Origin of the sequence: Pseudomonas oryzihabitans, assembly GCF_006384975.1 — a bacterium.
GTDB classification, from domain to species: domain Bacteria; phylum Pseudomonadota; class Gammaproteobacteria; order Pseudomonadales; family Pseudomonadaceae; genus Chryseomonas; species Chryseomonas psychrotolerans_B.
Window position 1 is genome coordinate 3,819,857 of sequence record NZ_CP021645.1, and the last position, 24,895, is coordinate 3,844,751.

Consider the following 24,895-nt stretch of genomic DNA (forward strand, 5'->3'; position numbering starts at 1 on the left):
TTCGAGAACTGATCCTGCGTCAGCACGACCGGACTCGTTGGTAATTGACTACTCAATTGGTGGAGAGAAAATGCGTAAATGAGGCAGGGCAATGAGCATTGAGCAACAAGTGGAAATCTTAAATGCACTCGTGAAGATCATGCATGGCTCTGCGCATGGGCAGTATGACGAGATGTGCTGTGAATTTGGGTATGAGATTTATGATGGAGGATGGTCTGCAGACTCTAAATATTCGTTCGTTCGAGATGGCTTAATTGTCAGCGAGCTTTTAGATGATCCTGAAGATAGGGTTTCTGATTTTGTTCATAAATTACACGAGCTCATGAAGTCACATACGGGCGGTGACTGGAAAAAATTTGTGCTTGCTATTGGGCCTAGTGGTAAAGCGAATACGAAATTTATTTATTGATCAGGTGTAAAAGAAACTGGGACTGCTGTAGTTCCTCTGCAAGGAATTGTTTCCTTCGAGAGCGGAAAGACATTTGAGAGCCTCAATGCTTCGGAACAGAAAGGACCGAAAGCTATTCAGAAGCTTGGTTACGATGTTCACGTGTCCTTGTGGTCGAGTGAGAAAGGCATGTCTGGCCTACCTAATGCTGAGTTCAAAATTCAGGGACTAGAGAAGGTGAAATTTTGGTCGCATGATGGTCCTTCTGGTGAGAGCTGGCCAAGCTTGGCGGTCTGGATTAAAAAGGTTTGGATTGATGAAGAATAAAAATAGCCCCGGCATTTCCGGGGCTATTCGTTTCACTAGTGGTACTCACCAAACAGCTCCGCATGCCTCCGGATACGTTTCCGCTCGTTGACCTCAAGCCCGCCTGTTGTAATCAGTAGCCGCGTAGCTTGATCCCCGAATGCGTTGATCCCTGTTGTGGGACAGTTTCTAAGTGATCAAACTGCTGAAGGCCTGACGTGGGACAATAGGGGACAGACCACGTTTTATCGATTTAGGATTACGGAGCTCTATGGAGGGAGATCCTTATGCCACGTCGAGCACGCGTTTCTTTGCCAGGATGTTCACTTCATCTGATTCAGAGAGGTAACAATCGCTCAGCGTGCTTTTACGCTGACGAGGACTGTCTCTTTTATTTGGATGTATTGGTGGATCAAGCAAAGAAGCATGGATGTGCGATCCATGCCTGGTGCTTGATGACCAACCATGTTCATTTGTTGGTCACGCCCGAAAGCCCTGATAGTTCAGGGCTCATGATGAAGGGACTAGGGCAGCGTTACGTACAGTATGTGAATCGCACTTACCGCCGTAGCGGTACGCTGTGGGAAGGTCGCTTCCGCTCCTGCCTCATGCAGGAGGAAGCTTATGTGTTGGCTTGTTATCGATACATTGAGATGAACCCTATCCGCGCCTGTATGGTTGAGCACCCGGCGGAATATCGCTGGTCCAGCTATCGGGTTAACGCACAGGGTGAGCCTTCGGTGCTGGGTTGCTCCCACCCGCTCTACCAAGCGTTGGGTCGAGATGAGTTGCTCAGGGCTGAGGCTTATAGGGAGTTGTTCCGTTATCAGCTAGATCCAGGGCTAGTTGATCAAATACGTGCTGCGACGAATGGGAACTACGCACTGGGAAGTCCGAAGTTTTTAGCCGAAGTGGAGGCCGCGTTGGGGCGAAGAGTCACAAAAGGTAAGCCAGGGCGCCCTAAGAGCGCGTCCGATCTCTAGTAGAAAAACGTGGTCTGTCCCCTATTGGGTCATATAGAGTACAGTATTGGTGGTAATCGTCCGGTTGAGGTTGTTTTCTATAATAGGCCGGGAGGCTTTTAAATGAATGAAGATCAGATATATTTAAATATCTCTGAATTGCTTTTTAGTATCGCGCCTTCTGACGTGGCTGCAATTAAGATGTCTGCAGCGCTCTCTCCAGAAACAGGTTCTTGCAAGCTAGAGTACGATGCTGTAAGGCCGGATGGTTCTGTATTTTGGTTAGTGGGCGGAGGGGAAGTGAATAGTAAAATGTTAGACCTTTTGGTGGGTTTGCGTAGAATTTATTTGGATAGAAACAGTGACTGCCTTAAATGTATTGCTGAGCTTGACGTCGTGAAAGGAAAGATTAAAGTTGATTTCCTTTATTCCTGATATATGTGGGCTTGGTGAGCTTGGAAAGGCGCACGGGTACTCCACCGGCAGCCTGACTACCTCCGACATCAAGAACGAGGCGCGCTACGACGGCTCCAGTGTCACCCTGAGCGGTGGCTACCAGACCGGCGATCAAGGCTCCACCGTCGGTCGTGGCGCGGATGGCAACGCCCAGGCGGGCGCGCTGGGCAAACCCCTGATTCCTGATCTGTGGGGGAAAAACGTTGGGAGCACTATGAGGTGGCATCAGTAACGACTACCTACCTTGGCATTGTATTGAGCGAGCAACTGGTCATAGTCCTGTTGGACGATATGCAAGTCCATATCCAGCTGCACGGGTTTGGCTTTGGCGGACCACTGTTGTTGCAGGTTACCGAGGTGTTCCAGCCAGCGTTGCGAAAGAGGTTCTATATCCAGCCAGACGGCTTGGCTACCGCCTACCGAACTCAGGTGCGGGTAGGCCTGATGGTAGATGTGTGCAGCCTGCCAGATGTGCTGCAGTTCGTCTTGCATCATGGCCAGTTCTGTCGCCGTAATGGTGCCTTCGTCTACCTGGTCCATGGCACTACGCGCGAGGAGCATGAATTTCAGCGTGTACCAATGTTGGTCATGACCGAAGCGTTGCTCGATCTGGGCAAGCTGCTGTTCGCGTAACTGTAGTTGGGCCTTTTCGAAAGCTCGGCGAAAGGGAATCTCGGCTTGTTGCAGCGTGCGCAGGCGTTGCTCGAACGCTGCGTCCAGTTGCCTAGCGCGAGAGACGTCGATGTCTGGCGCGCGCTGGACATAGAAGGCTTCGATGGCTTCCGCCTCCGGGCGCAACGCGTCGAAGGCGGCGATATAGGCCCGTCCGGTCGCTTCCAGCGAGTTGGTGGGCACCTGGTCGGAGTCTAGATAGAAGAAGCGCAGGCATGCCGAAAGGTGCTGTCCACTATTGGGAGATATATGGGCAGAACCCATGTCGAAACCTGGAAAGTAAATAGCCGTCCTGCTTACTGGTCCTTGCTCGATGACTTGGCGCGAGAGCTTTTGGTACTTCGCTAGTCTGTCCTTGAATGTGGTGTCCATATAGGCCAGGCAAGGGCCGGAACGCTCGGTGCCAGCGGTGGCGTAGGACATCTCAAGAGGCTTGACCATGCCCTTGAGCAGCAAGATGACACCGAGAAAGAGGCCAACCGCGACGAGGAAGGTACGGGTGCTGATCATGGCTGCTCACCCTGTTGCGGGGGATACCACTGGGGTGGTCGGCAAGGCGTGTCCGTTTCGGCCCGTGCTGCGCACAGGCGTTCAGGCCAGGCTTGCAGGCCATAACCAGGGGGTACAGGACGATAGTTGGCGCTAACGGTCATCACCGTGATCAGGGAGGCCGCTAGGCCGATGGCGATGCCGAGCCATACTTCGCGCCGCACGGATGCCGGAGGCCCCGTTAACCATTGGACTGCTAGTTGTAAATGCCGGGTTCGGCTCAAGAGCGCCATGACCACAAGGATGGTGCTGTACACCAATAGGGGGCCGAGCCCCTGCACGAGATACAGCAAGCCTCCCAGCAACCCGCTCGGGAGGCTTTCGCGGATGGGCAACGGAGGTGGGCGACGCAGGCTCAGCCAGTGTCCGTAACGCTCCTGCAGCCGGGTATCGAGGCGCCAGTGGCCAAGACCGAGGGATCGGCAAAACCTGCTCAGTAGCCAGCCGAAGGTGCCTAGCACGATGGCGATGAGCACCCAGATCAGCAGGGTGTCATAGAGGTTGCCACCGAGCCGGTAGAAGTCGCGATAAGCGATGAAAGTGCTTGCGCTTAGGATCGCCAGTACCAGGGGTACGACCGGGGGGGTCCGATGTAGCGGTCTCCAGGTTCTGGGAGCGAGGCCCGGTAGCTCGACCAAGAGTTCGGGATAAAACTGCTGGGCAGTCTGCACGAGCTTTTCGCAAAGCGCCCAGTCCTCCGTGTTGAAGTGTGCAGCCATCTTCATCCGCTCATCTTCGGTCGCGGGTAGAAAGAGGAAGCGTGCTGCGCGCCTAGCGCTGGAGTCGCTTTTTTGGTTGGCGATGCGCTGTTGTTCCGCCAGGAAGATGCTCCGATGCTTGCGGGCCAGGAGTTGGCTCCAATAGCGGTCAGCGCAGCGCAATGGCGGGCGGGGCTGTTTCCAGCCCAGCTGATTGCTCAGGGCTTCAAACAGCTCGTCGGACCAGAAGGACGACTCGAGCAGCGTCTGGGCAATGCTGTCGTGCAGCCATTGGGCATTGTCTAGCGACTGCAACCAGGATTGCTTGCCCAAGTGTTGGCAGAGGTCGAGAAAGGATTGCGTATCGGCTCCGCGTAGAGACTCCGCCATTCCTGTCTGGGCGTAGCCCTTAAGGTTGCGCAGGACGTTTTGCAGCGCCTCTCGAGAGAGGTGATCATTTTGCCAGGGCGTAAGCCAATGAAAGTGGTTCGTGACCTGTTCGGTGAGCCTTGTGTTTTCGATATTGAACGCCTGGCAATGGTGGAGAACGATGTCTTCGAATTCCCTGGCGCAGGCGTAGCGTTGCGCCTGCTCGAGACGATCATCGAAGCAATTGGCATCCAGTCCGTCTGCCAGTCGCTCTGCGAGTTGCCAGGCCGGCGTAGGGCCTGCAGCCGGGATGGGGTCGGGCAGTGGCACCAATAGCGGCGCGCTGTCGGCTGTGTCGTCCTGACGCGCATCGGCCAGTTGCTCGGCAAGTTGCCAGGTAGGCGTAGGACCTGCAGCCGGGATGGGGTCGGGCAGTGGCACCAATAGCGACACGCTATCGGCTGAGCGATCAACTGTATCGTCCTGGCGGGCATTGGCCCATTCGAGTGCCTGCTCGTACGCCTCGCGCAACCGCTGGAAGCCCTCGGGGTCTTCGTCCGGGCGGTAGCGCTTGAGCAGGGCTGCGTATTGGCGCTTGATGGTACGCGCATCGGCCTCGTGCGAGATGCCCAGGACGGACCAGCAGCTCATTCGAAGCTACCCTTTTCCAGATGGTCCAGCTCTTCATTGAGGCGGAGCCGCAGGGTGCGAATCTCATGGGCATCTTGGTGTTCCAGGGTGTGGGTGAAATGCGTGGCCATGGCATCGATGCGCTGGCGCAATTCGCCGCGTCCTTCCTGGTACAGCCGCTCCAGACGAGCTAGCAACAGGGTGTTGGGTTGTTGCTCGCGCGGATGGATCTTGAGTTCGGCGAGCGCGGCGAGACGGGTCGCGATCTCCGCGGGTGACAGGACACCGGGATTGTTGGTGATGACGACCTGGCGCTTTTCCCCCGTGAGCGGGATATGGGCTTCGGCCTCGAGTAGGCCATTAGTGTCATAGGTGAAGCGCACGTCGACCTCCGCCTGGCCTGCCGGCAGGGGCGGAACCTGAACCTCCAGTTCGCCCAGGAAGATGTTTTCGCTGACTCTACGGCTCTCGCCTTGGTAGATCCCAAGCCGAACGTGCGTCTGCTGATCGCGTAAGGTGACTACGCGCTTCACCTTGCTTACGGGGACCACGCAGTTGCGCTCGATGATGGGTAGGTAGTGCCCGGACTCGTAGCCATAGCCACAGGCGACGCTGGTCTCGATGCCCAAGGAGTAGGGGCAGACATCGGTCAGGACCACTTCCTCCAGCGCGGCATCGCGTGCTTTCAGGCCAGCCTGGACCGCGGCGCCCAGCGCCACGGTTTCGTCCGGGTTTAGCTGGATGGACGGGAAGCGGCCGAACAGGCTGGCGGCCAGCCGCCGGATTAGAGGCATGCGGGTGGTACCGCCAACCAGCAGGATCTCGTCCAGCTCGCTGGCCTTGATCCGAGCATCGCGCAGGGCGGTCTCGATAGGGGCCCTTAGGCGGGCGAGCAGAGGCGCATAGAGGTTGGCCAACTGGGTCTGGTCGAAAGACTGTTGCCACTGCGCGTTGTCATGGCGGAGGGTGAAGGTGGCCTGGCTTTCCTGGCCGAGCGCCTTGCGCACGCGCTCGGCTTCGCGGCGGAGCCGACCGAACAGCTGCGGGTCGGCCAGATCGAGAGTGCTGGTCGGCTGGGGTACGTCGGCTTGCGCGGCGACGAAGGCCTGCACCAGGACGGTATCGAAGTCTTCGCCCCCCAGGAAGTTGTCGCCCGCACTGGCGCGCACCTCCATGACGCCGTCGAAGAGTTCGAGGATGGAAACGTCGAAGGTGCCGCCGCCCAGGTCGAAGACTAGGAAGGTACTGGTACTGTCGCGCTGGTGCAGCCCATAGGCCAGGGCGGCTGCAGTGGGTTCGTTGATCAGGCGTTCGACCTTGAGACCGGCCAGTTCGCCGGCGATGCGCGTGGCCTTGCGCTGGGCATCGTTGAAGTAGGCCGGGACGCTGATGACGGCTTCCTCGACCGGCTCGCCGAAATGTCGCTCGGCGTCTTCCCGTAGGCTACGTAGCACCATGGCCGAGAGTTCTTCGGGGCGAAACTCCCGATTGCCCAGGGTGGTGGTCCGGGCGCTACCCATGTAGCGCTTGAACAAGGCGGCGGTCTGGCGGGGGTGGGTCTGTAGGCGTTCGCGTGCGGCCCGGCCGACGATGATGCGGTCCTCATCATCCAGACCGACCACGCTCGGCGTGAGCAGCTCGCCTAGGGCATTGGGAACGAGGTGGGGGGCGCCATCACGCCAGACGGCAATCAGGCTGTTGGTGGTGCCAAGGTCGATGCCGACGATCATGATGCGGTCGCTCTCTGTGGAGCCGGCTTGGGGCCGGCGTCCCTACATGTGGTGAAGGACAGGCACGCGTGGCGTGTTCGAATGTCTGCCGGGACGTCTGTCGCGGTATGGCCTGCCCCGATGTTTGGTGAGCACAAGGGCAGGCCGTCACGGCACTCAGAAGTCGTAGCGTGCTTTCAGTACCATAGAGTTGGCGTCGTAGCCCGACTTCGCCTGATAGCCATAGGTGGCACCGAAGGTGAAGGCGTCGATGGCATAGTTGACTCCCAAGGTGCCTTCGTAACTGTCGCGGACGGGGGAGGCTCCGGTCACGATGAAGCTGTTGCCACCGCGCACGAAGGCCGAGGTCTGGCTGATGCGATCACCGATCAGGTCGTGGTAGGCCATCAGGGTTGCCTCGGGTTTGAGCGTGCCCTGGAACAGTGGCAGGTCTGCCGCGAGGCGCAGGCCGGCACCGACTTCACCCTGCTCGTATCTCTGGCTGCCGTTACGCAGCGCCGCCACCGAACCGTGCTCGGTGTAGGCATCCGTCTGCACGTTGGCGTAGCGCGCCGCGACGCGCGGTTCGAGGACCAACTGGCGATTGAGCTGGAAGGTGTAGCCGCTCAGGGCGTTGAGGGCTATCAGGTCGCCGTCGTAGTCGCCCTTGGCCTCGGTGCCGACGATGTAGCGCTTGCCTTCGTTGCTGCTGCGGCCATAGGACAGGTTGCCGTCGGTGAACCAGTTGCCCGAGGTCCAGGAGCCGTAGAGGGTGAACAGGTGGCTCTGGACGTTGGTCTTGTTGCCGTTGTCAGAGCCGACATTGGTGTTGGCGTAGCTGTAGGCCAGGCCCAGGGTGGTGGCGGGGTTGAGCTTGCCATCGGCACCGATGGCGATGCCTGAGGTGTTGGAGGAGTAACCAGCGATACCGTCCCGGGTGCTCTGATCGGCGCTACCGGTGAGGCCTTGGATCCAGATACCGGTGTCGGTGAGGACATCACCTGAGGAGAGACCGTTGCGCTGACCACTGAGACGACCACCGATAGCGGCGCTGGTCGCCGACTGACCGGCCAGGGCGGCACTGACGGCACCGCCGTTGCTTTCTGGAGTCAGGCTTTCGCTCAGCCGCGCCAGGGTTTGAGGCGAGGAAGTCGAGGTGAAGGCCTGGAAGAGCGGGTCGGTCGACGAGAGCGTGCCCAGCACGCCGTTCTTGAAGGCGTTCAGGGCGCGAACGTCGTTGGGCGAGGCGCCTGCCGCGCCGAGCTCCTGGCTTACCTGCTGGTCCGATTGGACGGTGACCACGGCCTTGACCGTCTTGTTGTCACTGGAATAGCTGCTGACCGCGAGCAGTGGGCTGCTACTGGCAACCGTCAGGCCGCTGTTGGTGACCTGATTGGCGCTGACCAGGGTGTACTGGGTACCGGCCGCGGTGGCAGTGAAGTTACCCGGCTCCGCTGTAAGCTGGATGCGTGAGCCATTGGCGAAACTGGCATTGCCGCCGACCGTCAGGTAGGGGGTCGTCGGCTGGGTGGCGTTGGACAGTTGCAGGCCCAGAGCCGCGCCGTTGGCGACCGCCAGGTTGCCGCCGATGCTGGCGCCCTGGGTGGTGAGGCCGAAGGTGCCGCTGTTGACGTTCACATCGGAGTCGATGTGATGGGCACCGACGAAGGTGGCGTTGCCGGCTACCGTGGTTCCGGTGACGCCCAGGATATCGCCCTGGATCTGGCCGCCGGTCCAGTTCAGGCTGGCGACATTATGGCCGGAGATGGCGGTACCGCTGGCGCTAGTGATGGAGCCGGCTTGCTGGTTGATTTCGAACGGGGAAGTCTGGGTATCGGTAGCCAGGATGGCGGTGCCGTCCGAATAGATGGTGCCCTGGTTGATCAGGCCGCGTGAGCCGCTGGGATTGGTGGTGGTGAAGTTGGCTTTTTCGATATGGATAGCCTGGGCATTCTGGCCGCGGGCATCGATGGTGCCGGTGTTGAGGATTTGATCGAAGGGACCTTCGAATAGCGATACAGCTTGCGAAGCCTGCCCTACGGAGGAGATCGTTGCCCGGTTTTCAATCGTGACACTCTTGTTGGCCGTGGCTTCGAAGTCGAACGCCTCAGCTTTCTCACCTTCCGCATGGATGGTTCCGGTATTGATGATCTTGCCACCAATGGATAGGTTTCCGGGGCCGTCAAATATCAATCCAGTAGAATCCTTGCCAAAAGCATTTATGGTTCCGTTGTTAATAACATCGCCGGCAATCTGAGCTCCGTGGATGTAGATGGCCTCGGGTTCGCCATAGCTAGTTGCAGTGGTTCTGGTGGCCGAAATCTTCCCGTTATTTATGACGGATCCGGAAATAATGGCATTGCCAACTTCGAAAATTTCCGCAGACCCGGCATTGCGCAGGTCGATATTGCCATTGTTTATTACATTGCCATTTATTTTAGATTGATTTTTATTGTTGTATTGGTAGTTTTGCACTCCAATTACAAAGGTCGTAAAACCATTTGCATCTAGAGAAATATTCGAGTTATTTACGACGTCGCCGACGATAGAGCTGTTGTCGACCTGAAAGCCTTGATCTCTAGCTGAAAGGGTAGCGGTCCGTGAACCTATGAGCTGGAGCGGGCCGCTGATCGTCTGGTTGGCGAACGTCCTGGGGCCATTGGATACATCGTAGTCCAGAGCGAAGGCGTGCTGTGCAAGGGTACCAATAACGATAGCGAGAGATGTTTTCTTGAATAGATCAGGTTTCATGGGTATGTCCTTAATAGTCATGAATACGAATTAAATTTCAGGATTGAATGTCTCTGGCTCCGAGGTCGAAAATCTCCATGAAGGCAAATAATTGGTGATGGATGGCGTGCTTGCATGAACTCTGGCGGAAGTAGAGGCGACCTAAGGGTTTCGCTACTCTTGGGTAGCGGTTGGCAAAAATTAGGGAACATTGGATGACGCACTACGGATTGGCCTTGCTGCTCGGCGTCTGCCTGAGCTTTGTCGGCTGCACTTCGCCCCAACAGCGATTGACCAACTTGGCGGCTAGTAGCGATCTGCAAGTCGAGAGCCTGGGCAACCCAGCGCTGCCTGTCCTTGGGCTGGTTCCGGCCCGGCCGCAGGCTGACGGTCGTATGCGTATCTATCTGGAGGGGGATGGCCACGCCTGGGCCACCGCGACCCAACCCAGCCTCGACCCCTCGCCGCGCAACCTGTTGGTGCCTCGCCTGGCCTTGGACGATCCCGGCTACGTCGCCTACCTGGGCCGTCCCTGCCAATACGTCAAAGGAACTGGCTGCACCATCGCTATCTGGACGTCGGCCCGCTTCGGTAGCGCGGTGGTCGCCAGCCTGCAGACAGCGCTGGACGAGCTGAAAAGGCGCTATGGCGTTCGGCAGTTCGAGCTGGTCGGCTATTCGGGAGGGTCGGCCATCGCACTGTTGCTGGCCGAGCGGCGCCAGGACGTGGTGGCTATCCAGACCTTGGCAGGTAATCTGGACCCCTATGCCTGGACGGCCATGCAGCATCTGCAACCGCTGTCCGAGTCGCTGGACCCCTTGGCCAAGCCCGAGGCCTTGCGCGCCATCCCTCAGCGGCATCTGGTGGGGCGCCTGGATACCGTGGTGCCCGCCGCGTTGGCCGATGGCTATCGACGCAAGGTGGGTGGCGACTGCGTGAAAGTGGTCGAGGTTGAAGCCGATCATGCCCAAGGTTGGGAGCAGGCCTGGCGAAGTTGGCGTGGCCAGCCGTTGCCGTGCACGTCGGGCGCGATCAGGTAGCTTGGATAGGTCCCTAGCTATCATGGGCGGGCCGACCGTTTTTCTTTGAGGACGACGGTATTGGCCAGCATGTCGCCCAGCCGCTTCCGGGAGCCGAAGAAGATGAAGATCCAGTCGAGGAAGCTTAAAAATGGGGTCGTGATATTACGCAGGAAGGACTGCAGCGGATTGCAATTTAAATAACTGCGCTCGTCGACCACGACGATACCCAGTAGTCTTTTCCCCAGGCTCTGGCCGTTCGGCAGGCTGTCGCTGAAGAGGTAATAGGCGACAGCCAGGATGAAGGCCAGTAACTGGTTGTATGTACCTATCCGGGGCAGGAAGAAGACAGCTTGCTGAACCAGGAAAAGGATCAGCACTATTACCAAGCAATCGATCAACTGGGCGGCGAGCCGGCTGCCCAGACTAGCCAGGTTTGCCGGTTTCACATAGGTCTCAGGAGTATTCATTCACTTGCTCCCTAGGCGCCCCGCGGCGCCTCTCGACTAGTTGTTGCGATCTATCCGTATGGCAAAGCTCAGCGCGCCGCCAGGTCCTTCCCATACAGCGGCGAATGCGGCCCTGGCAGGACGCCGTTCGGTCGCAGGGTGAGCAGGCGGACTCCGGCGATACCGGCCATTTCGTGACCACGGTCACTGACGGAGTTGATGATCTGGGTGACCGCGGCGGTGATCAGCATGCCGACCAGACTGCCACCGCTGTTCTGTTGCTGTTCGGCGGTGCTGGCGCCGGCTGCTCCTTCCCAGAGCAACTTGCCGCTGCGCAGGTCCACGAGCTTGGCGGTCACTACGACAGCGGTTTCGCTGCTGACCACGTGGTAGGAGGTGCCATAGCGGGTGACCTCGGTGTAGAGGGCAGCATCGGCGCCGAAGATCTCGCGCAGCTTGGGCAGCGGCGCGGCCTGCATCTCGTCCGGGTTGAGCAGACCGTTCTGTTTGAAGGTTTCGTCGACCAGGGCGACCGGCAGGACGTAGTAGCCGGCTTCGCCTAGCGGATAGCTGAGCTGGGAGAGGACGCTGTAGGTGGCCTTGACGTCTGGTGACTTGTTGATCGGCGGCAGGATGACCACCGAGGTGGGCTTGCTCTCGCGGAAGGCGGTGTAGTCATAGGCCTTCTGCTGGTTGGCGCAACCACCGAGCAGGGCGAGGGCCGCCAGCAGGGTCAGGGCTTTGAGGATGAGCTTGGGCATGGTCGGCTCCTTACTTCTTGGCCAGGTTGCGCATGAGGAAATCCATGTAGGCGGTCGATTCGGGGAAGAGGGTTTTCTCCGTCTCGAACTGCTGGCGGACCTGATCGGTCTTGCCGACTTCGGCGTAGAGCATGCCGAGCTGAGCGTGATAGCCCGGGGCGGGCGTCAGGCCGGCGGCACGGGCTTTCTGTAGCCCCGCCTCAAGCTCGGCAATTTGCTGCTCGGGCGCGCTCTGCTTGGTGAAGTGACCGTAGACCTGCTCCTGATAGCCTGGCCAGTAGTAAAGCGGGCGTGGCTGGCTGGCGGCGCAGCCACCGAGCACTGCTGAGGCGAGGAGAAGCGACATCATCGCGGCGCGAGGCCGAAATACGCTGTTCATGGTGGCTTCCTTGCTTAGGGGGCGGGGCGCCAGGCGCCACTGTCGATGCCGTTGACCAGCCTCGTCACGGCTTCACGGATGGCGAGGTCCAAAACCTTGCCGTTGAGGGTGGAGTCGTAGCTGGCGGTGCCGCCGAAGCCGATGATTTCGCGGTTGGATAGGCTGTATTCGCCTGCGCCCTGGACCGAATAGACGACTTCCGAGGTGCGCACGTCGACGATGTTCAGGTCGACCTTGGCGTAGGCGATCTGCGACTTGCCGCGCCCGAGGATGCCGAACAGCTGTTGGTCACCGACTTCCTTGCGGCCGAATTCGGTGACGTCGCCAGTGACTACGTAACGGGCGCCCTTGATCTGCTGGGCCTGCTTCGCGAAGCCGCTCTCCTGGGCGATCTCGGCCAGGTTGTCGCGATCGAGCACATTGAAGCGGTTGGACTGCTGCAGATGGGTGACCAGGATGGTCTTGGCCTGGCCACCGAGGCGATCCACGCCGTCGGAGAACAGCCCGCGCATGTAGCTGGAGCGGTTATCGAACTTACCTACGGCGATGGGCTGACGCACGCCCTGATACTGGGTATTGGCCGAGGTGACCTGCTGGACTTCCAGCGAGCGCGAGGATTCGGTGGCACAACCCATGAGGGTAGCCAGGCCGGTGGCGACGGCGAACATCAGTGTTTTTTTCATACATCCCTTGTGTTGAGCAGTGGCATAAGGGCGCCGAGACACGCCCTCCGCGTGGGCTCGACACGAATCTCGCTGACTCAAAAAGGGATGCGCGCCTCACGTAGCCGGCTTGCGGGCGTTTGGTCACGGTAAGACGCCGATGGATCTCCGGCAGAGAAGACTTGAAGGCCGGTCCTTGGCGAAGCGAGCATCCTTGCTGATCAAGTCAAAAGACTGACTCAAGTGTAACAACAGATTTGTGACACCTTTAACAGGCGGCTCGACGAACGTGAGACTGACACGTATCAGCGGTCCTTTCAGGAATCTGGTTTTCAGCGGCTGCCTAAGCCTAATTCCAGAGGCTCCTGTGGCGGAGACGGGCGAGTGCTAGCCGCCATCAGGTTCTTACACTGACTCGACAATAGCCAAGAGAAGGCCTGCCCACTAAGGAACGCAATTTGCGTGCTAGAGCCCATCAGCCTCCCGCCGTAACGAGCCCGCCATGCGCCATTTAGATACCGATGCCCTCGCTACCTTCATCGCGGTGATCGATCACGGTGGTTTCACGGCGGCGGCCGAGCGGATCGGCAAGACCCAGGCGGCGGTGAGTTTGATCGTCAGCCGGCTGGAGGAACGGGTGGGCAAGCGGCTACTGGAACGCAGTCGCAAGGGGGTGAGCCTGACCGCCCACGGCGAGATCCTGATGGGCTATGCGCGACGCATGCTGATCCTGGAAGACGAGGCGCTGTGCGCCCTGGAGTGCAAGTTGGAGGCGACGCGGGTGCGCATCGGCATGCCCGACGACTACCTGGACAGCCTCGGCGCCTGGCTGCTGCAGACTTTCGCGGCGCAGCATCCGGAGATCCAGGTGGAGATCCTCTGCGACTTTTCCAAACGCCTGGAGCCCCAAGTGCAGGTGGGCGATCTGGATCTGGCCATCGTCACCCGCGAGGCCGGGCGGCCCAGCGGCGAGCTGCTCTGCGCGGAAGCCCAGGTATGGTGCAGCATGGTGGGAAAACGTCCGGAACGGGAGCAGGTGTTACCGTTGTCGCTGTTCGCCGATAGCTGTCGTGCGCGACCCGGCATCCTCGCGGCGCTGGACGAGGCCGGGCGGCCCTGGCGCATCGTCTCGTCGTCGTCGCATCTGCCTGGGGTGCTGGCCGCGGTGCGCCTGGGCGCGGCGGTGACGGTACTGCCGGCCTCGGTGGTACCGGACGGCTGGCGCGTGCTGGGAGCGGCCGAGGGCTTGCCGCTGCTGCCGCAACTGGAGCTGGCGCTGCTGGTACCGTCCGGGGCTCGGCTGAGCACCCGGCGGCTGGCCAATTTCATCCGGGATCGCTATCAGGAGCGGCAGCGCGCCGCCATCGCCTGAGCCCTATGCCCAGGTCCGGGCCACGTCGGTGAAGGCTTCTTCCAGTTCTGCCAGGACCGCATCGGTGTGGGCGAAGGTCAGGTACAGGCGGCCATAGGCGACAGGCATCATCAGTACGCCACGGGCGCGCAGGGCGAAGTGCAGGGCACGGGTCCATTCGGCATCGACGCTGGTTTCGGCCTGGGCATAGTCGGTGGGCGCCTGGGCACGGTCCCAGGGGGTGAAGACGCTGCCATAGCCGCTGCTGGAAAAGGTCAGGCCCTGGGCGGCGAAGGTGCTGGCCAGCCGGGCGCGCAGGGCGTCGCCGCGGGCCAGCAGGGCGAAGTAGTCCTTCTTGACCAGCTGCTCGAGGGTGGCGAGCACCGCCGCGCAGGCTGGCGGATTGCCGCTGTAGGTGCCGGCGCGCACCACCTGGCCGCGCTCGAACAGCTCCATGATGGGCGGTTTGCCGAGCAGGGCGGCGACCGGAATGCCGCTGCCGATCGCCTTGCCCACCGCCGCCAGGTCAGCGTCCACGCCCAGATAGTGACCGGTAAGGCCGGCGTGCAGGCGAAAGCCCATCAGCACCTCGTCGAGGATCACCAGGGCGCCATTACGATGAGCGCGGTCGGTGACGTACTGCAGATAGCCAGGGGCTGGTTCCAGGCAGCCGGCATTGGCCAGCACCGGTTCCATGAGGATGGCGGCGATGTCGTCGTATTCGGCGAACAGTCGCTCCACGTCGGCGAAGTCGTTGTAGCGCAGCAGCAGCATGCCGTCGCGTTCGGGACGGGCGCCGGTCATGCGCGCGGCCGGTGACTGGGCGTTGCCGAAGGCCACCGGGTCGTACCAGCCGTCGTAGGCCGCGGCGAATTTGACGATGCGACCGCGACCGGTGGCGATGCGTGCGGTGCGGCAGGCCAGGTGCACGGCCTCGCTGCCGGTGTTGAGGAAGATCACCTGCGACAGGTCACCGCAACGGGCGGCCAGGGCGGCGGCGGCGGCTTCCTCGCGGGCATGGGCGAAGGAGGGCATGGGGCCCTCGGCCTGGGCCTGGGCGACCGCCTCCAGCACCTGGGGCGGGGCATGGCCGAGCAGGGTGGCGCCAAAGCCCATTGCGGTGTCGAGATAGCGCTGGCCACGGTCGTCCCAGAGGTAGGCACCCGCGGAGCGGGTGACCCGGAAGGCGTGGCCCTGGAGATCGGGCAGGGCGCGTCCTGCGCTGGAGATGCCACCCACGAGAAAGGTCATGACGGAGGTACTCGGATTGCGGGTTGATCAGTAACCGAGCAGGCGGGGTAACCAGCCGCTCAGGGAAGGGAAGAACACGAGCAGGGCGACGGCCACGGCGGTAGCGATCCAGAAGGGCACCAGGCGCCAGGAGACCTCGCCAATGGACAGCCGGGCGACGTTGCAGACCACGAAGATGTTGGTGCCGATGGGTGGGGTGAACAGGCCCCAACCGAGGGTCACGGTGAAGATCAGGCCGATCTGGTAGGGCTCGAAGCCGGCGGCCTTGGCGATGGGCACCAGGATGGGCGCGAGGATGATCATGGCCGGGCCGAGGTCGAGCCAGAAGCCCACCACCTTGAGCGCCAGCACGATCATCAGCATGGTCAGCAAGGGGCCGGTATGGAGGTCGACGATCCAGCCGGCCACGGTGTGGGGGACCTGCTCGACGGTGAGGATCCAGCCGAAGGGCATGGCCACCGCCATGATGATCATCACCGAGCCGGTGGTGACCACGGCTTCGTGGATCGCCGGCAACAGGTCGCGCCAGCGCAGTTCGCGATAGACCAGGGCGCCGGCGCCCAGGGCGTAGAGCACCGAGACGGCGGCGGCCTCGGTGGCGGTGGCGAAGCCGCTGACGATGGCGCCGAGCACCAGCACCGGCATCAGCAGCGCCGGCAGGGCGTAGCCGAGGTCGCGCAGCAACTCGCGCAGTGGCAGGCGCTCGTCGACCTTGGGGAAGTTCTCGCGTACCCCGACCACATAGGCGGTGACCATGAAGGTCAGCGCCAGCAGCACGCCGGGGATCAGGCCGGCGACGAACAGGCCGCCGATGGAGGTGTTGGTCAGCACGCCATAGAGGATGAGGATGACGCTGGGCGGCACGATGATGCCCAGGGTGCCGGAGGCGGCGGTGACCGCGGCGGCGAAGGCGCGCGGATAGCCACGCTCTTCCATGGCCGGGATCATCACTTTGGCCACCGCGCCGGTGTCGGCGGTGGCGGAGCCGGTCAGGCCGCCGTAGACGAAGGCGGTGGCCACGTTGACCAGGCCCAGGCCGCCGCGGAAGCGGCCGAGGAAGTGCTCGGCGATGCGCATGATGCGCCGGGTCAGGCCGCCGCGGTTCATCAGCTCGCCGGCCAGCAGGAACAGCGGGATGGAACTCAGGGTGGCGGAATCGGCGCCGCGGATGGTCTGCTGGGCGAGCCAGGCCAGGGGCATGCTCAGGTCGCCCACCAGCAGGGCGACGATGCTGGCGCCGGCCATGGCCCAGACGATGGGGATGCCGGCCAGCAGCAGCACGATGAATGCGAGGAACAGCGCGAGGACGGTCATGCCTGGGGCTCCCGACGGACGAGGAGGCGCCATAGCCGCAGCAGGGCGATGACGACGAGCAGGGCGGCCGCGCTGACCAGCGCCAGGGTCATCAGGCCGGAGGGCCAACGCAGCACCGGGGTGGGTACCCGACCGGAGCGTTCCAGCACCGCCCAGCCGCTGGTCAGCAACCAGAGGCTGACGCCCAGCAGCACCAGGCAGCCGAATACCTGCAGGGCGCGCTGGCCGGCTGGCGGCAGGAGCAGCAGGGCGCCGACGAAGCGCACGTTCTCGCCACGCAGCTCGGCCAGTACGCAGCCGATGAAGGTGACCCAGACGAAGCTCAGGGCGGCGATCTCAAAGGACCACTCGAAGCCGGGCAGGTGGAAGTAGCGCGCCACCACCCCGCCGGTGATGGCGCCGAAGGTGGCGAGGAACAAGAGGACGCCCACGGCCTGCAACAGGCGCTCGGGTCGCGAGGGACGGTGCGGGACGTGGGTCGGATCGCTCATGACTCAGCGGGCCTCGCGCGCGGCGCTGCGGGTCTGGTCGACGAAGGCCTGGCCCCATTCACCGGCGAAGCGGGTGTAGACCGGATCGACCAGGGCCTGGAAGGGCTCGGTGTCGACGCTGTTGACCTGCACGCCCTTGGCCTTGAGTTCGGCGAGGACCTTGGCGTAGGTGGCGTCCAGCTGGCCGCGATACCAGGTCACGGTGTCCTGCGCCGCCTTGCGTAGCGCCTCGCGCTGGGGCTCGCTCAGGCTGTCGTAGGTGTCCTTGTTCATGAACCAGTAGTTGGCCGACCAGATGTAGTTGGACAGCGACAGGTACTTGGCCACCTCGAACCACTTCTGATCGTAGAAGTCGCGCATTTCCGGTTCGACGCCATCCACCACGCCGGATTGCAGGGCGCTGTAGACCTCGCCGAAGGGGATCGACTGGGCCAGGGCGCCGAGTTGCTTGAGGGTGGCGAGGATCACCGGATTCGGCGGCGTGCGGATCTTCAGGCCGGCGAGGTCGGCCGGGGCGACGATGGGGTGCTTGCTGTTGGCGAACTGGCGGAAACCCGAATCCAGGGCGCCCAGCAGCACGTAGCCGTGATCCTGGCCGAGGCCCAGCAGGGCCTTGCCCTGGGGACCGTCGAGGAAGGCGTGGACGTTGGCCGCGTCGCGGAACAGGAAGGGCAAGGAGACCACGTTGAGGCGCGGATCGATGGCATCCACCGCGCCCCCCAGGCCGATGTCGATGGAGCCGTTGCCGACACCCTCGGCGATGGGGCCTTCGTCACCGAGCTGGCCATCGGGGAAGACCTTGACGGTCAACTCGCCCTTGGACTCGGTCTTGAGCTCTTCGGCGAAGCGCTGCACCGCCTGGTTGATCAGACTGTCGCTGCTGGAGGCGTGGGCCAGGCGCAGCGCACGGGCGGCGGAGGCGCTCTGCAGGTCGAGCAGACCCAAGGTGGTGGAGAGGGCGATGGCGAGCCAGCTGAGGCGCGCCTTGGTCCGGCGTTGCGGCATGATGCTGCTCCTGAAGGAGGGTGCCGGAAGTGGCGCCCCTGTTCAGGGATACTGCCAAGCTTTGCCGCTGCGCTGGATAAAGATGCGTAATGCTGTGATAAGCGGGCGTTAGAGGGTCCCGTGCTGCACTACCCAACGCAGCGAGGCCGCTAGCATGGGTCCGTGGCCGAGACCCGGCAGGGTCGCGAAGTGCACCGTCAGGCCCGGAATACGGGCGAGACGTTCAGCCAGGCGCGGGGTGGCATCGGCAGGGACCGCGCTCTGGAACTGCGCGGGCAGGTCGTGCTCGGCACCGCCTTGCAGCAGGATGAGTTCGGCGGGGTGTCCTTGCAGACGTTGCGCCAGGGCCCGGTCATCCTGGGGCAGGGCGTCGGGACTCCACCACAGCGAGGGGCTGACGGCGTAGCCCCGGGCGAAGGCGTCCGGCCGGGTGAGCAGGGCATGGAGCACGAACAGACCGCCCAGGGAATGACCCCAAAGCGCGCGCTGACCGCGATCGAGGGGCACCTGCTGCGCCACCGCCGGTTCCAGGCGGTCGAGCAGCCAGGCGAGGAAGACATCGGCACCACCAGTGGGCATGGCCCGAAAGTGCTCGCTGGTGGGCTTTGATGGGGTGTAGTCGTAGGCACGTCCGGGCCCGTCGATGCGCTTGCCGCCGGCATAGCCCACCGCCACCAACACCGGTGGCTGCGGACGGCGGGCCAAGTCGTCGAGCAACTCGGCGTTCAGGCCGCCCAGGGCGGCATTGCCGTCGAGCAGGTAGAGCACCGGATAGCCCGCCGCGGGCGCCGGGGTCGCGGGCCGGGCGATCCATACCTGGTAGTGGCGGGTGCCATCGGCGGAATCCAGCTGCACTTCGCTGAAGGCATAGCCCTGGCCGGGCTGAGCGAGGACGCTGGCGTCCATCGGTTGATCGATGGGACGGGCCTGGCCTGGAACAGCCAGGGCCAGCAACAGCGGCAGGACCAACCAGGCACGCAGCGGCGTGAGGCGAAGCGAGAGCGGCAGCAGGGACATCGGCGAACAAGACTCATTTTCAGTAGAGCCAGGCAGCCTACCGGGCTCCGCCCAGGGTCGCCATACTGGCCAGGTGTCTTCGCCGCCCAGGCCGCAAAAGATCAGGCGACCTGCAGAGGTTTTACCTGCGCACGGATCTGTTCACCTTTCGCTATCTCTGCCTTTCTCAGTTCATAGGTAGCCTGCAGGCCTACCCAGAAACCAGGGGTAGTATCGAACGCAGCGGCGAGGCGTAGCGCCATATCGGCCGTCACTCCGCGACGCTCCAGAACGACATCGTTTACGGTAGGGGCCGAGACGCCCAGGGCGCGGGCCAGCGCGGAAGCGCTTATGCCCATGGGTACCAGGTACTCTTCCCGCAGGATCTCGCCGGGATGAACCGGGCGCATTCCGTTGGTCAGCATGGCGTTACCTCTTTCACTATCATCTAGGGCTAGTGGGACGGGGTATTACGTTCGAGGCGAGTTACCGCGCCGGTGGCGTCTAGCCGACCCTTTTAGTGATAGTCGACGATCTCTACATTGACCGGCCCGTGTGCGGTCCACTCGAAACAGATGCGCCACTGATCGTTTATGCGAATGCTGTGCTGGCCTTTACGATCCCGCTCCAGCTGCTCCAAGCGGTTGCCGGGAGGAGACCTGAGGTCTCGCAGCTCAATGGCCTCGTTCAACATCGCCAGCTTCCGCGTCGCCACGGCAGCTATCTGGCTCCACTGCCGGTTCTGTCCAGTCGTAAACAGCTCTTCGGTATCGCTACAGCGAAAGCTGCGGATCATTGCAGCTCCTTAACGAGGCTCGTTAAGAAAATATTAACGCCTAACGTTAGGCGTTTCAACTGGGGTCTTGGCAAGAGAGTATCCGACAGTTGATACCCGGCGGCTCTTGCCGATCAATTGTTCACGCAGTACGCATTGGCCTAGCGTTGCGCCAGGGCTTCGGCTGCTAGCGGGACGCCGCGACCGGCGTGGCGGTGGCCGGCCGGTCGACGGTCACAGGTGCGCTCAGCCGCAGGTCGCAGTTTGCACCACCAGACTGGCGCTGGTGGTGATGGTCAGGCGCTGGGAGTTGAAGTCCATGGTCATGGGGTCCTGCGGACGCACCACGCGGACCACCTGGGCACCGGCGCGTTGACGGCTTTCTTCGGCGAGGGCCGGGGTCAGGGCCTTGCCCACCAGGTCCTGGACTGCATCGGAGTTGCAGCGGCCACTGCTGGTGGTGGTGGTGCTCGCGGTCGGCTTGGCGGCCGCTGGACTGTCCTGCGTTTCATGCGAGCCGCAACCGGCCAGCAGGCTGAAGAGGGCGGCGCCGGCCAGCAGGAGAGGGGTCTTGAAGCTCATGGGTTTGCCTTATCGATTCGTGAGAGAAGAAACCTTAACCCGTACGGGCCTCTGCATGGACCCCTCTAGGGTGGGCATTGTTACAAATCGCGATCCGGGCGACGTCGACGGCTATTGGAACCAGTCGTCTTCTCGATGAGAAAGTTAACAAATATAACGTTCGGTAATCGGCCAGATTTGGGTTGGATGGCTTGATCCATTTCTGCCATCGACCATCATCGAACTAGGGCCGCACGGCCCCTCACGGTGACGACAACAACAAAAAAGGAACACCCGCCATGTCAGCTCGCTATCCTATCGCGCCACCTCCTGACGATCCCCGATCCGTGCCCGCTAGGCCCTGATCCCTGCGCCCCCGTGGCGCCTTCCGCCTTCTTCGTCAGGATGGTCAACCCATGTTCGCATCGCGCTCGCCCCAGGCCTGCGCACGGGCCCGCTCGTGCCTTGCCTTTGCTTCCCTCAGCTCCCTGCTGCTCAGCCAGGAGGCCTTCGCCGAGCCTTCCACTACCCTGGAACGCGCCCGGCCCAAACCGCTCAACAGCCTGGAGGTGGCGCGGCCGCTGCCGCCCGGACCGCCGCGCTGGATCGAGAACTATCGCTTTCTCGACGAGCCGGCCAAGCGCACCGATCCCTTCGACGGGCTGCGCTACCAGCGCCTGGGCGACTCGGCCTGGCTGCAGACCGGCGGCGAGGCGCGCTACCGTTTCGACACCTACCACAATCCGGTCTTCGGCCGCCGTGGGGTGAACACCGACCACTACATCCAGCAACGCCTGCAACTGCACGCCGACCTGCACCTGTTCGACGATGCCCTGCGCACCTTCGTCCAGCTGGAGAACACCCGCGCCTGGAACAAGGCGCTCTATGGTCCCTACGACCAGAGCCGTACCGAGGTGCACCAGGCCTTCATCGATCTCAACACGCCGCTGGCCGGCGGCAAGCTGATGACGCGGGTGGGGCGCCAGGAACTGGGCTATGGCAACCAGGCCTTCGTCACCTACCGCGACGCCCGCAACATCCGCCTCAACTTCGACGGGGTACGCCTGGCCTGGACCCGCACGGATGGCTATCGGCTGGACGCCTTCGGCCTGCGGCCGGTGGTGACGGGGGAGGACAGCTTCGACGACGGCTCCAACAACGCGGTCAAGTTCTATGGCCTCTACGGCACCCTGCCACTCGCCGGGCCGCTCAAGCTGGATGTCTACGGCTTCGGCCTGGAGACCGACCAGCGCACCCTGGACGGCCGGACCGGTGCGGAAAAGCGCTATACCGCCGGCATCCGCCTGTTCGGTAACGCCGGGCCCTGGGACTGGAGCTGGGACCTGGCCGGGCAGGGCGGCCATCTGGCCGGGGCAGAGATCCGTGCCTGGGGCCTGAGCAGCGAGACCGGCTATCGCCTGGCCGGCGCCTGGAAACCGCGCCTGGCCCTGCGGCTGGACGCGGCCAGCGGTGATCACGGCCTGGGCGACGACCGCGTCGGCACCTTCGATCCGCTCTATCCGAAGAATGGCTTCTACGGCGATTCCGGCCTCACCACCCTGGCCAATCTCTATCTGGTCGGCCCGCTGCTGACCCTGGCGCCGCGCCCGACCCTGCAGCTGGAGAGCGGGCTGTTCGCTGTCTGGCGGCAGAGCACCGCAGACGGCGTCTACCTGCCGGGCATGACCACGGTGCCGGGCACCACGGCCAGCTCGGCGCGCAAGGTCGGCAACCTCTGGCGCAACAACCTGCGCTGGATGCCCATCGCCAACCTGACCCTGGACCTGGAATACAGCTACTTCCAGGCCGGCCCCGCCGTCCGCCAGGCCGATGGCGACGACACCAGCTTCTTGATGATCGCCACCACCTTCCGCTTCTGAGGAGTCCATCATGCGTCTGCTTTCCACCGCCCCGCCCGGGGCCCGCCTGACCCTCGTGCTGTGCTTCATCGTCGCCCTGCTGGAGGGCATGGACCTCCAGGCCATGGGCATCGCCGCCCCGGCCACGGTCAAGGCCTTCGGCTTCCAGCCGGGGCAGATGGGCCTGGTGTTCAGCGCCAGCATCCTCGGCCTCTTGCCCGGCGCCTTCATCGGCGGCTGGTGCGCCGACCGCATCGGCCGCAAGCGTGTGCTGATCGCCTGCGTGCTGATCTTCGGTGTGTTCTCGGTGGCGACCGCCCATGTCTGGAGTCTGGAGAGTCTGCTGCTGGCGCGGCTGCTCACCGGTATCGGCCTGGGTGGCGCCTTGCCGAATTTGATCGCGCTCTCCGCCGAGTCGGTAGGCGAGCGCGCCCGCGCCACGGCGGTCAGCCTGATGTACTGCGGCGTGCCCCTGGGCGGTGCCTTGGCAGCGGTGGTGGGGCTGCTGGACGTCGGCCGCTGGCAGACGGTGTTCTATGTCGGCGGCCTGGCACCGCTGCTGGTGGCGCCGCTGCTCGGCCGCTACCTGGTGGAGACCGCCGGCTTTCTGCGCAGTCGAGGCGGGCCTCAGGCGGGAGGCCCGCGCGGGGCCTGGCTGGGCGCCATCCCGCTGTCGACCACCCTGCTGCTGTGGCTGGGTTACTTCTTCACCCTCACGGTGATGTACATGCTGCTCAACTGGCTGCCCTCGCTGCTGGTGGGGCAGGGCTTCAGCCGGGGCCAGGCAGTAGGGGTGCAGATCCTCTTCAACCTCGGCGGCGGCATCGGCTCGGTGCTGTTCGGCCTGCTCATGGACCGCTGGCGGCCACGGCTGACGGTGCTGGCCATCTACCTGGGCATCCTGCTCGGCCTCGCCGGGCTGGGCCTGGCCAAGGCCTATCCGCTGGTGGCCCTGGCTGGTTTCGCCGCCGGGCTGTTCGTGGTCGGCGGCCAACTGGTGCTCTATGCCCTGGCGCCGCAACTCTATCCAGCGGCGGTCAGGGCGACCGGGACCGGCGCGGCGGTGGCCGTGGGGCGGCTGGGCGCCATGGCCGGCCCCCTGCTGGCCGGCCAGGTGCTGACCCTCGGCGGCGGCGCGGCGACCCTGGTGGTGGCCACCACCCCGGCGGTGCTGGTGGCGGCGGGCGCGGTGCTGGCCCTGCTGCAACGGCGGGCGCCGGCTGCGGCTGCCGCCACGGCTGAGGCTGCCGGCCATGCGTAACGGCCAGAGCACCCTGTACGACGATGTCCTGCTGCTGGATGGCGTACGCACTCCCTGGGCCGACCTGGGTGGCGCCCTGGGCCAGGTGTCGCCCACCGACCTCGGCATCGCCGTGGCCCGGGCGCTGCTGGCGCGGGGGCACGACGCCGGGGCGGTGGACTCGGTACTGGCTGGCTGCGTGGCCCAGGCCAGCTTCGACGCCTATCTGCTACCGCGCCACATCGGCCTCTACGCCGGGGTACCCGAGGTGGTGCCGGCGCTGCAGGTGCAGCGCGTCTGCGGCACGGGCCTCGAGTTGCTGCGCCAGGCCGGCGACCAACTGCAGAGCGGCCAGGCCAGCCGAGTGCTCTGTGTGGCGGCCGAATCCATGACCCGCAATCCCATCGCGGCCTATACCCACCGCAGCGGCTTTCGCCTGGGCGCGCCGGTGGAGTTTCACGATTTTCTCTGGGAGGCGCTCAAGGACCCGGCGGCGGGTCTGGACATGCTCGGCACGGCGGAGCGCCTTGCCCAACGCTTTGGCATCGTCCGTGAAGATGTCGACGCCTGGGCGCTGTGCAGCTTCGAGCGGGCCCTGGCGGCCCAGCGGCAGGGCTGGTTCCACGAGGAGATCGTACCGGTGGCGGCGGCACGCTTCGAATCCGCTGGCCTGGCGCCACGGGAGCTGCGCCTGCCGCGGGGCTGTGCGGTGGTGGAGCGCGACAGCCATCCGCGGGAGACCTCACTGGAGGCCCTGGCACGACTGACGCCGGTGCATGAGGGAGGCGTCCAGACCGCCGGCAACAGTTGCGCGGTGGCCGATGGTGCGGCGGCCGTGCTGCTGACACGGGGTGCGGATGCCGTGCCAGCGCGCGCCCTGGCCTGGGTGCGCGGCAGCTGCGTGGTGGGGGTGCCGCCCGAGGTCATGGGCAGCGGGCCGGTCCCGGCGATCCAGGGACTACTGGAGCGCGCCGGTCTGCCGCTGGCTGCCATCGACCGCCTGGAGATCAACGAGGCCCAGGGCGCCCAGCTGCTGGCGGTCCAGCGCGCCCTGGAACTGGACCCGGCGCGCCTCAATGTACACGGCGGCGCCATCGCCCTCGGTCATCCGCTGGCGGCTACCGGCCTGCGCCTGGCCATCACCCTGGCCCGGCAACTGCGCGCCGAGGGGCTGCGCTATGGCGTGGCGGCGGTATGCATCGGCGGCGGCCAGGGCATGGCGGTGTTGTTGGAGAATCCGGGGTGGCGGGAGCGGTAGGGGGGTTGGGCCTGGGTGTGTCGGGCTTCGCGGTGCCTAGCGCCAACCTAGGGGA

The 24,895-nt window shown here is 63.4% G+C and carries 25 protein-coding genes; 9 read left to right on the forward strand and 16 right to left on the reverse strand.

The features are described 5' to 3' along the window. Nucleotides 1-91 precede the first annotated feature (91 nt). From CCZ28_RS17165 to CCZ28_RS17180, 4 genes are all read left to right on the forward strand, one after another. Nucleotides 92-409: a hypothetical protein gene (locus CCZ28_RS17165; RefSeq protein ID WP_140219942.1), complete on the forward strand. Its 318-nt coding sequence runs from the start codon at nt 92-94 to the stop codon at nt 407-409. Nucleotides 410-981: 572 nt separating this feature from the next. Next, nucleotides 982-1,677 carry a transposase gene (locus CCZ28_RS17170; protein WP_140219944.1) on the forward strand — a complete coding sequence of 232 codons (696 nt, stop codon included), beginning with the start codon at nt 982-984 and terminating at the stop codon, nt 1,675-1,677. A 102-nt stretch (nt 1,678-1,779) separates the two neighbouring features. Beyond that, the gene (locus tag CCZ28_RS17175; RefSeq protein ID WP_140219946.1) at nt 1,780-2,091 is read left to right on the forward strand and encodes a hypothetical protein; all 312 of its coding nucleotides are present in this window, start codon (nt 1,780-1,782) and stop codon (nt 2,089-2,091) included. Then, on the forward strand, nt 2,072-2,344 hold the full coding sequence (locus CCZ28_RS17180; RefSeq protein ID WP_140219948.1) for a hypothetical protein: 273 nt from the start codon (nt 2,072-2,074) through the stop codon (nt 2,342-2,344). The genes CCZ28_RS17175 and CCZ28_RS17180 overlap by 20 nt, the downstream gene beginning before the upstream one ends. On the opposite strand, the gene CCZ28_RS17185 is transcribed toward CCZ28_RS17180, so the two are convergent. From CCZ28_RS17185 to CCZ28_RS17200, 4 genes are all read right to left on the reverse strand, one after another. Then, the gene (locus tag CCZ28_RS17185) at nt 2,338-3,294 is read right to left on the reverse strand and encodes a DUF3829 domain-containing protein (protein WP_140219950.1); all 957 of its coding nucleotides are present in this window, start codon (nt 3,292-3,294) and stop codon (nt 2,338-2,340) included. The genes CCZ28_RS17180 and CCZ28_RS17185 overlap by 7 nt on opposite strands. Next, nucleotides 3,291-5,051 carry a J domain-containing protein gene (locus CCZ28_RS17190; protein ID WP_140219952.1) on the reverse strand — a complete coding sequence of 587 codons (1,761 nt, stop codon included), beginning with the start codon at nt 5,049-5,051 and terminating at the stop codon, nt 3,291-3,293. Before CCZ28_RS17190 ends, CCZ28_RS17185 begins: the two co-directional genes overlap by 4 nt. Next, nucleotides 5,048-6,760: a molecular chaperone HscC gene (locus CCZ28_RS17195; RefSeq protein ID WP_140219954.1), complete on the reverse strand. Its 1,713-nt coding sequence runs from the start codon at nt 6,758-6,760 to the stop codon at nt 5,048-5,050. The genes CCZ28_RS17190 and CCZ28_RS17195 overlap by 4 nt, the downstream gene beginning before the upstream one ends. 156 nt (nt 6,761-6,916) lie before the next feature. Beyond that, a complete protein-coding gene (locus CCZ28_RS17200) occupies nt 6,917-9,490 on the reverse strand; it encodes an autotransporter family protein (protein ID WP_140219956.1) in 2,574 nt (857 codons plus the stop codon). A gap of 374 nt (nt 9,491-9,864) precedes the next feature. Here CCZ28_RS17200 and CCZ28_RS17205 point away from each other — a divergent pair, with 374 nt between their 5' ends. Continuing rightward, a complete protein-coding gene (locus CCZ28_RS17205) occupies nt 9,865-10,509 on the forward strand; it encodes an alpha/beta hydrolase (RefSeq protein ID WP_346764002.1) in 645 nt (214 codons plus the stop codon). A 20-nt stretch (nt 10,510-10,529) separates the two neighbouring features. Here CCZ28_RS17205 and CCZ28_RS17210 read toward each other — a convergent pair whose 3' ends face one another. The 4 genes from CCZ28_RS17210 to CCZ28_RS17225 form a co-directional block, all read right to left on the reverse strand. Further along, on the reverse strand, nt 10,530-10,958 hold the full coding sequence (locus CCZ28_RS17210; RefSeq protein ID WP_140219960.1) for an RDD family protein: 429 nt from the start codon (nt 10,956-10,958) through the stop codon (nt 10,530-10,532). A 68-nt stretch (nt 10,959-11,026) separates the two neighbouring features. Then, on the reverse strand, nt 11,027-11,698 hold the full coding sequence (locus CCZ28_RS17215; protein ID WP_140219962.1) for a DUF799 domain-containing protein: 672 nt from the start codon (nt 11,696-11,698) through the stop codon (nt 11,027-11,029). Between the two features lie 10 nt (nt 11,699-11,708). Next, a complete protein-coding gene (locus tag CCZ28_RS17220; protein WP_074529062.1) occupies nt 11,709-12,077 on the reverse strand; it encodes a DUF4810 domain-containing protein in 369 nt (122 codons plus the stop codon). Nucleotides 12,078-12,091: 14 nt separating this feature from the next. Further along, a complete protein-coding gene (locus tag CCZ28_RS17225; protein WP_140219964.1) occupies nt 12,092-12,760 on the reverse strand; it encodes a CsgG/HfaB family protein in 669 nt (222 codons plus the stop codon). Nucleotides 12,761-13,241: 481 nt separating this feature from the next. Here CCZ28_RS17225 and CCZ28_RS17230 point away from each other — a divergent pair, with 481 nt between their 5' ends. Further along, nucleotides 13,242-14,111, forward strand: a complete 870-nt coding sequence (locus CCZ28_RS17230; RefSeq protein ID WP_140219966.1) for a LysR family transcriptional regulator — start codon at nt 13,242-13,244, stop codon at nt 14,109-14,111. Between the two features lie 3 nt (nt 14,112-14,114). On the opposite strand, the gene CCZ28_RS17235 is transcribed toward CCZ28_RS17230, so the two are convergent. The 8 genes from CCZ28_RS17235 to CCZ28_RS17270 form a co-directional block, all read right to left on the reverse strand. Then, on the reverse strand, nt 14,115-15,341 hold the full coding sequence (locus CCZ28_RS17235; protein ID WP_140219968.1) for an aspartate aminotransferase family protein: 1,227 nt from the start codon (nt 15,339-15,341) through the stop codon (nt 14,115-14,117). Between the two features lie 27 nt (nt 15,342-15,368). Beyond that, nucleotides 15,369-16,655, reverse strand: a complete 1,287-nt coding sequence (locus tag CCZ28_RS17240) for a TRAP transporter large permease (RefSeq protein ID WP_140219970.1) — start codon at nt 16,653-16,655, stop codon at nt 15,369-15,371. Next, the gene (locus CCZ28_RS17245) at nt 16,652-17,146 is read right to left on the reverse strand and encodes a TRAP transporter small permease (RefSeq protein ID WP_140219972.1); all 495 of its coding nucleotides are present in this window, start codon (nt 17,144-17,146) and stop codon (nt 16,652-16,654) included. Before CCZ28_RS17245 ends, CCZ28_RS17240 begins: the two co-directional genes overlap by 4 nt. Before the next feature lie 3 nt (nt 17,147-17,149). Further along, nucleotides 17,150-18,151, reverse strand: coding sequence for a TRAP transporter substrate-binding protein (locus CCZ28_RS17250; RefSeq protein ID WP_140219974.1), 1,002 nt, complete (start codon nt 18,149-18,151; stop codon nt 17,150-17,152). A 108-nt stretch (nt 18,152-18,259) separates the two neighbouring features. Next, nucleotides 18,260-19,168 (reverse strand): alpha/beta hydrolase, encoded by a 909-nt coding sequence (locus tag CCZ28_RS17255; RefSeq protein WP_140219976.1) that lies wholly within the window; start codon nt 19,166-19,168, stop codon nt 18,260-18,262. A gap of 101 nt (nt 19,169-19,269) precedes the next feature. Continuing rightward, a complete protein-coding gene (locus CCZ28_RS17260; protein ID WP_140219978.1) occupies nt 19,270-19,572 on the reverse strand; it encodes a HigA family addiction module antitoxin in 303 nt (100 codons plus the stop codon). Between the two features lie 92 nt (nt 19,573-19,664). Beyond that, nucleotides 19,665-19,943 (reverse strand): type II toxin-antitoxin system RelE/ParE family toxin, encoded by a 279-nt coding sequence (locus CCZ28_RS17265; RefSeq protein WP_058760161.1) that lies wholly within the window; start codon nt 19,941-19,943, stop codon nt 19,665-19,667. A gap of 225 nt (nt 19,944-20,168) precedes the next feature. After that, nucleotides 20,169-20,504 carry an I78 family peptidase inhibitor gene (locus tag CCZ28_RS17270; protein WP_140219980.1) on the reverse strand — a complete coding sequence of 112 codons (336 nt, stop codon included), beginning with the start codon at nt 20,502-20,504 and terminating at the stop codon, nt 20,169-20,171. 395 nt (nt 20,505-20,899) lie between these two features. Here CCZ28_RS17270 and CCZ28_RS17275 point away from each other — a divergent pair, with 395 nt between their 5' ends. Genes CCZ28_RS17275 through CCZ28_RS17285 form a run of 3 tightly spaced genes read left to right on the forward strand, consistent with a single transcriptional unit; the run spans nt 20,900 to nt 24,840 of the window. After that, nucleotides 20,900-22,363: an alginate export family protein gene (locus tag CCZ28_RS17275; protein ID WP_140219982.1), complete on the forward strand. Its 1,464-nt coding sequence runs from the start codon at nt 20,900-20,902 to the stop codon at nt 22,361-22,363. A gap of 10 nt (nt 22,364-22,373) precedes the next feature. Further along, nucleotides 22,374-23,603, forward strand: coding sequence for a 3-(3-hydroxy-phenyl)propionate transporter MhpT (gene mhpT / locus CCZ28_RS17280; protein WP_140219984.1), 1,230 nt, complete (start codon nt 22,374-22,376; stop codon nt 23,601-23,603). Then, the gene (locus CCZ28_RS17285; protein ID WP_140219986.1) at nt 23,596-24,840 is read left to right on the forward strand and encodes a thiolase family protein; all 1,245 of its coding nucleotides are present in this window, start codon (nt 23,596-23,598) and stop codon (nt 24,838-24,840) included. Before mhpT ends, CCZ28_RS17285 begins: the two co-directional genes overlap by 8 nt. The last annotated feature ends 55 nt before the right edge of the window (nt 24,841-24,895 follow it).

Bases quoted from the DNA above. Each gene is read 5' to 3' on its own strand.
- CCZ28_RS17165 (WP_140219942.1), top strand. From the start codon at position 92: ATGAGCATTGAGCAACAAGTGGAAATCTTAAATGCACTCGTGAAGATC.
- CCZ28_RS17170 (WP_140219944.1), top strand. From the start codon at position 982: ATGCCACGTCGAGCACGCGTTTCTTTGCCAGGATGTTCACTTCATCTG.
- CCZ28_RS17175 (WP_140219946.1), top strand. From the start codon at position 1,780: ATGAATGAAGATCAGATATATTTAAATATCTCTGAATTGCTTTTTAGT.
- CCZ28_RS17185 (WP_140219950.1), bottom strand. From the start codon at position 3,294: ATGATCAGCACCCGTACCTTCCTCGTCGCGGTTGGCCTCTTTCTCGGT.
- CCZ28_RS17190 (WP_140219952.1), bottom strand. From the start codon at position 5,051: ATGAGCTGCTGGTCCGTCCTGGGCATCTCGCACGAGGCCGATGCGCGT.
- CCZ28_RS17195 (WP_140219954.1), bottom strand. From the start codon at position 6,760: ATGATCGTCGGCATCGACCTTGGCACCACCAACAGCCTGATTGCCGTC.
- CCZ28_RS17200 (WP_140219956.1), bottom strand. From the start codon at position 9,490: ATGAAACCTGATCTATTCAAGAAAACATCTCTCGCTATCGTTATTGGT.
- CCZ28_RS17205 (WP_346764002.1), top strand. From the start codon at position 9,865: ATGCGTATCTATCTGGAGGGGGATGGCCACGCCTGGGCCACCGCGACC.
- CCZ28_RS17210 (WP_140219960.1), bottom strand. From the start codon at position 10,958: ATGAATACTCCTGAGACCTATGTGAAACCGGCAAACCTGGCTAGTCTG.
- CCZ28_RS17215 (WP_140219962.1), bottom strand. From the start codon at position 11,698: ATGCCCAAGCTCATCCTCAAAGCCCTGACCCTGCTGGCGGCCCTCGCC.
- CCZ28_RS17220 (WP_074529062.1), bottom strand. From the start codon at position 12,077: ATGAACAGCGTATTTCGGCCTCGCGCCGCGATGATGTCGCTTCTCCTC.
- CCZ28_RS17225 (WP_140219964.1), bottom strand. From the start codon at position 12,760: ATGAAAAAAACACTGATGTTCGCCGTCGCCACCGGCCTGGCTACCCTC.
- CCZ28_RS17230 (WP_140219966.1), top strand. From the start codon at position 13,242: ATGCGCCATTTAGATACCGATGCCCTCGCTACCTTCATCGCGGTGATC.
- CCZ28_RS17235 (WP_140219968.1), bottom strand. From the start codon at position 15,341: ATGACCTTTCTCGTGGGTGGCATCTCCAGCGCAGGACGCGCCCTGCCC.
- CCZ28_RS17240 (WP_140219970.1), bottom strand. From the start codon at position 16,655: ATGACCGTCCTCGCGCTGTTCCTCGCATTCATCGTGCTGCTGCTGGCC.
- CCZ28_RS17245 (WP_140219972.1), bottom strand. From the start codon at position 17,146: ATGAGCGATCCGACCCACGTCCCGCACCGTCCCTCGCGACCCGAGCGC.
- CCZ28_RS17250 (WP_140219974.1), bottom strand. From the start codon at position 18,151: ATGCCGCAACGCCGGACCAAGGCGCGCCTCAGCTGGCTCGCCATCGCC.
- CCZ28_RS17255 (WP_140219976.1), bottom strand. From the start codon at position 19,168: ATGTCCCTGCTGCCGCTCTCGCTTCGCCTCACGCCGCTGCGTGCCTGG.
- CCZ28_RS17260 (WP_140219978.1), bottom strand. From the start codon at position 19,572: ATGCTGACCAACGGAATGCGCCCGGTTCATCCCGGCGAGATCCTGCGG.
- CCZ28_RS17265 (WP_058760161.1), bottom strand. From the start codon at position 19,943: ATGATCCGCAGCTTTCGCTGTAGCGATACCGAAGAGCTGTTTACGACT.
- CCZ28_RS17270 (WP_140219980.1), bottom strand. From the start codon at position 20,504: ATGAGCTTCAAGACCCCTCTCCTGCTGGCCGGCGCCGCCCTCTTCAGC.
- CCZ28_RS17275 (WP_140219982.1), top strand. From the start codon at position 20,900: ATGTTCGCATCGCGCTCGCCCCAGGCCTGCGCACGGGCCCGCTCGTGC.
- mhpT (WP_140219984.1), top strand. From the start codon at position 22,374: ATGCGTCTGCTTTCCACCGCCCCGCCCGGGGCCCGCCTGACCCTCGTG.
- CCZ28_RS17285 (WP_140219986.1), top strand. From the start codon at position 23,596: ATGCGTAACGGCCAGAGCACCCTGTACGACGATGTCCTGCTGCTGGAT.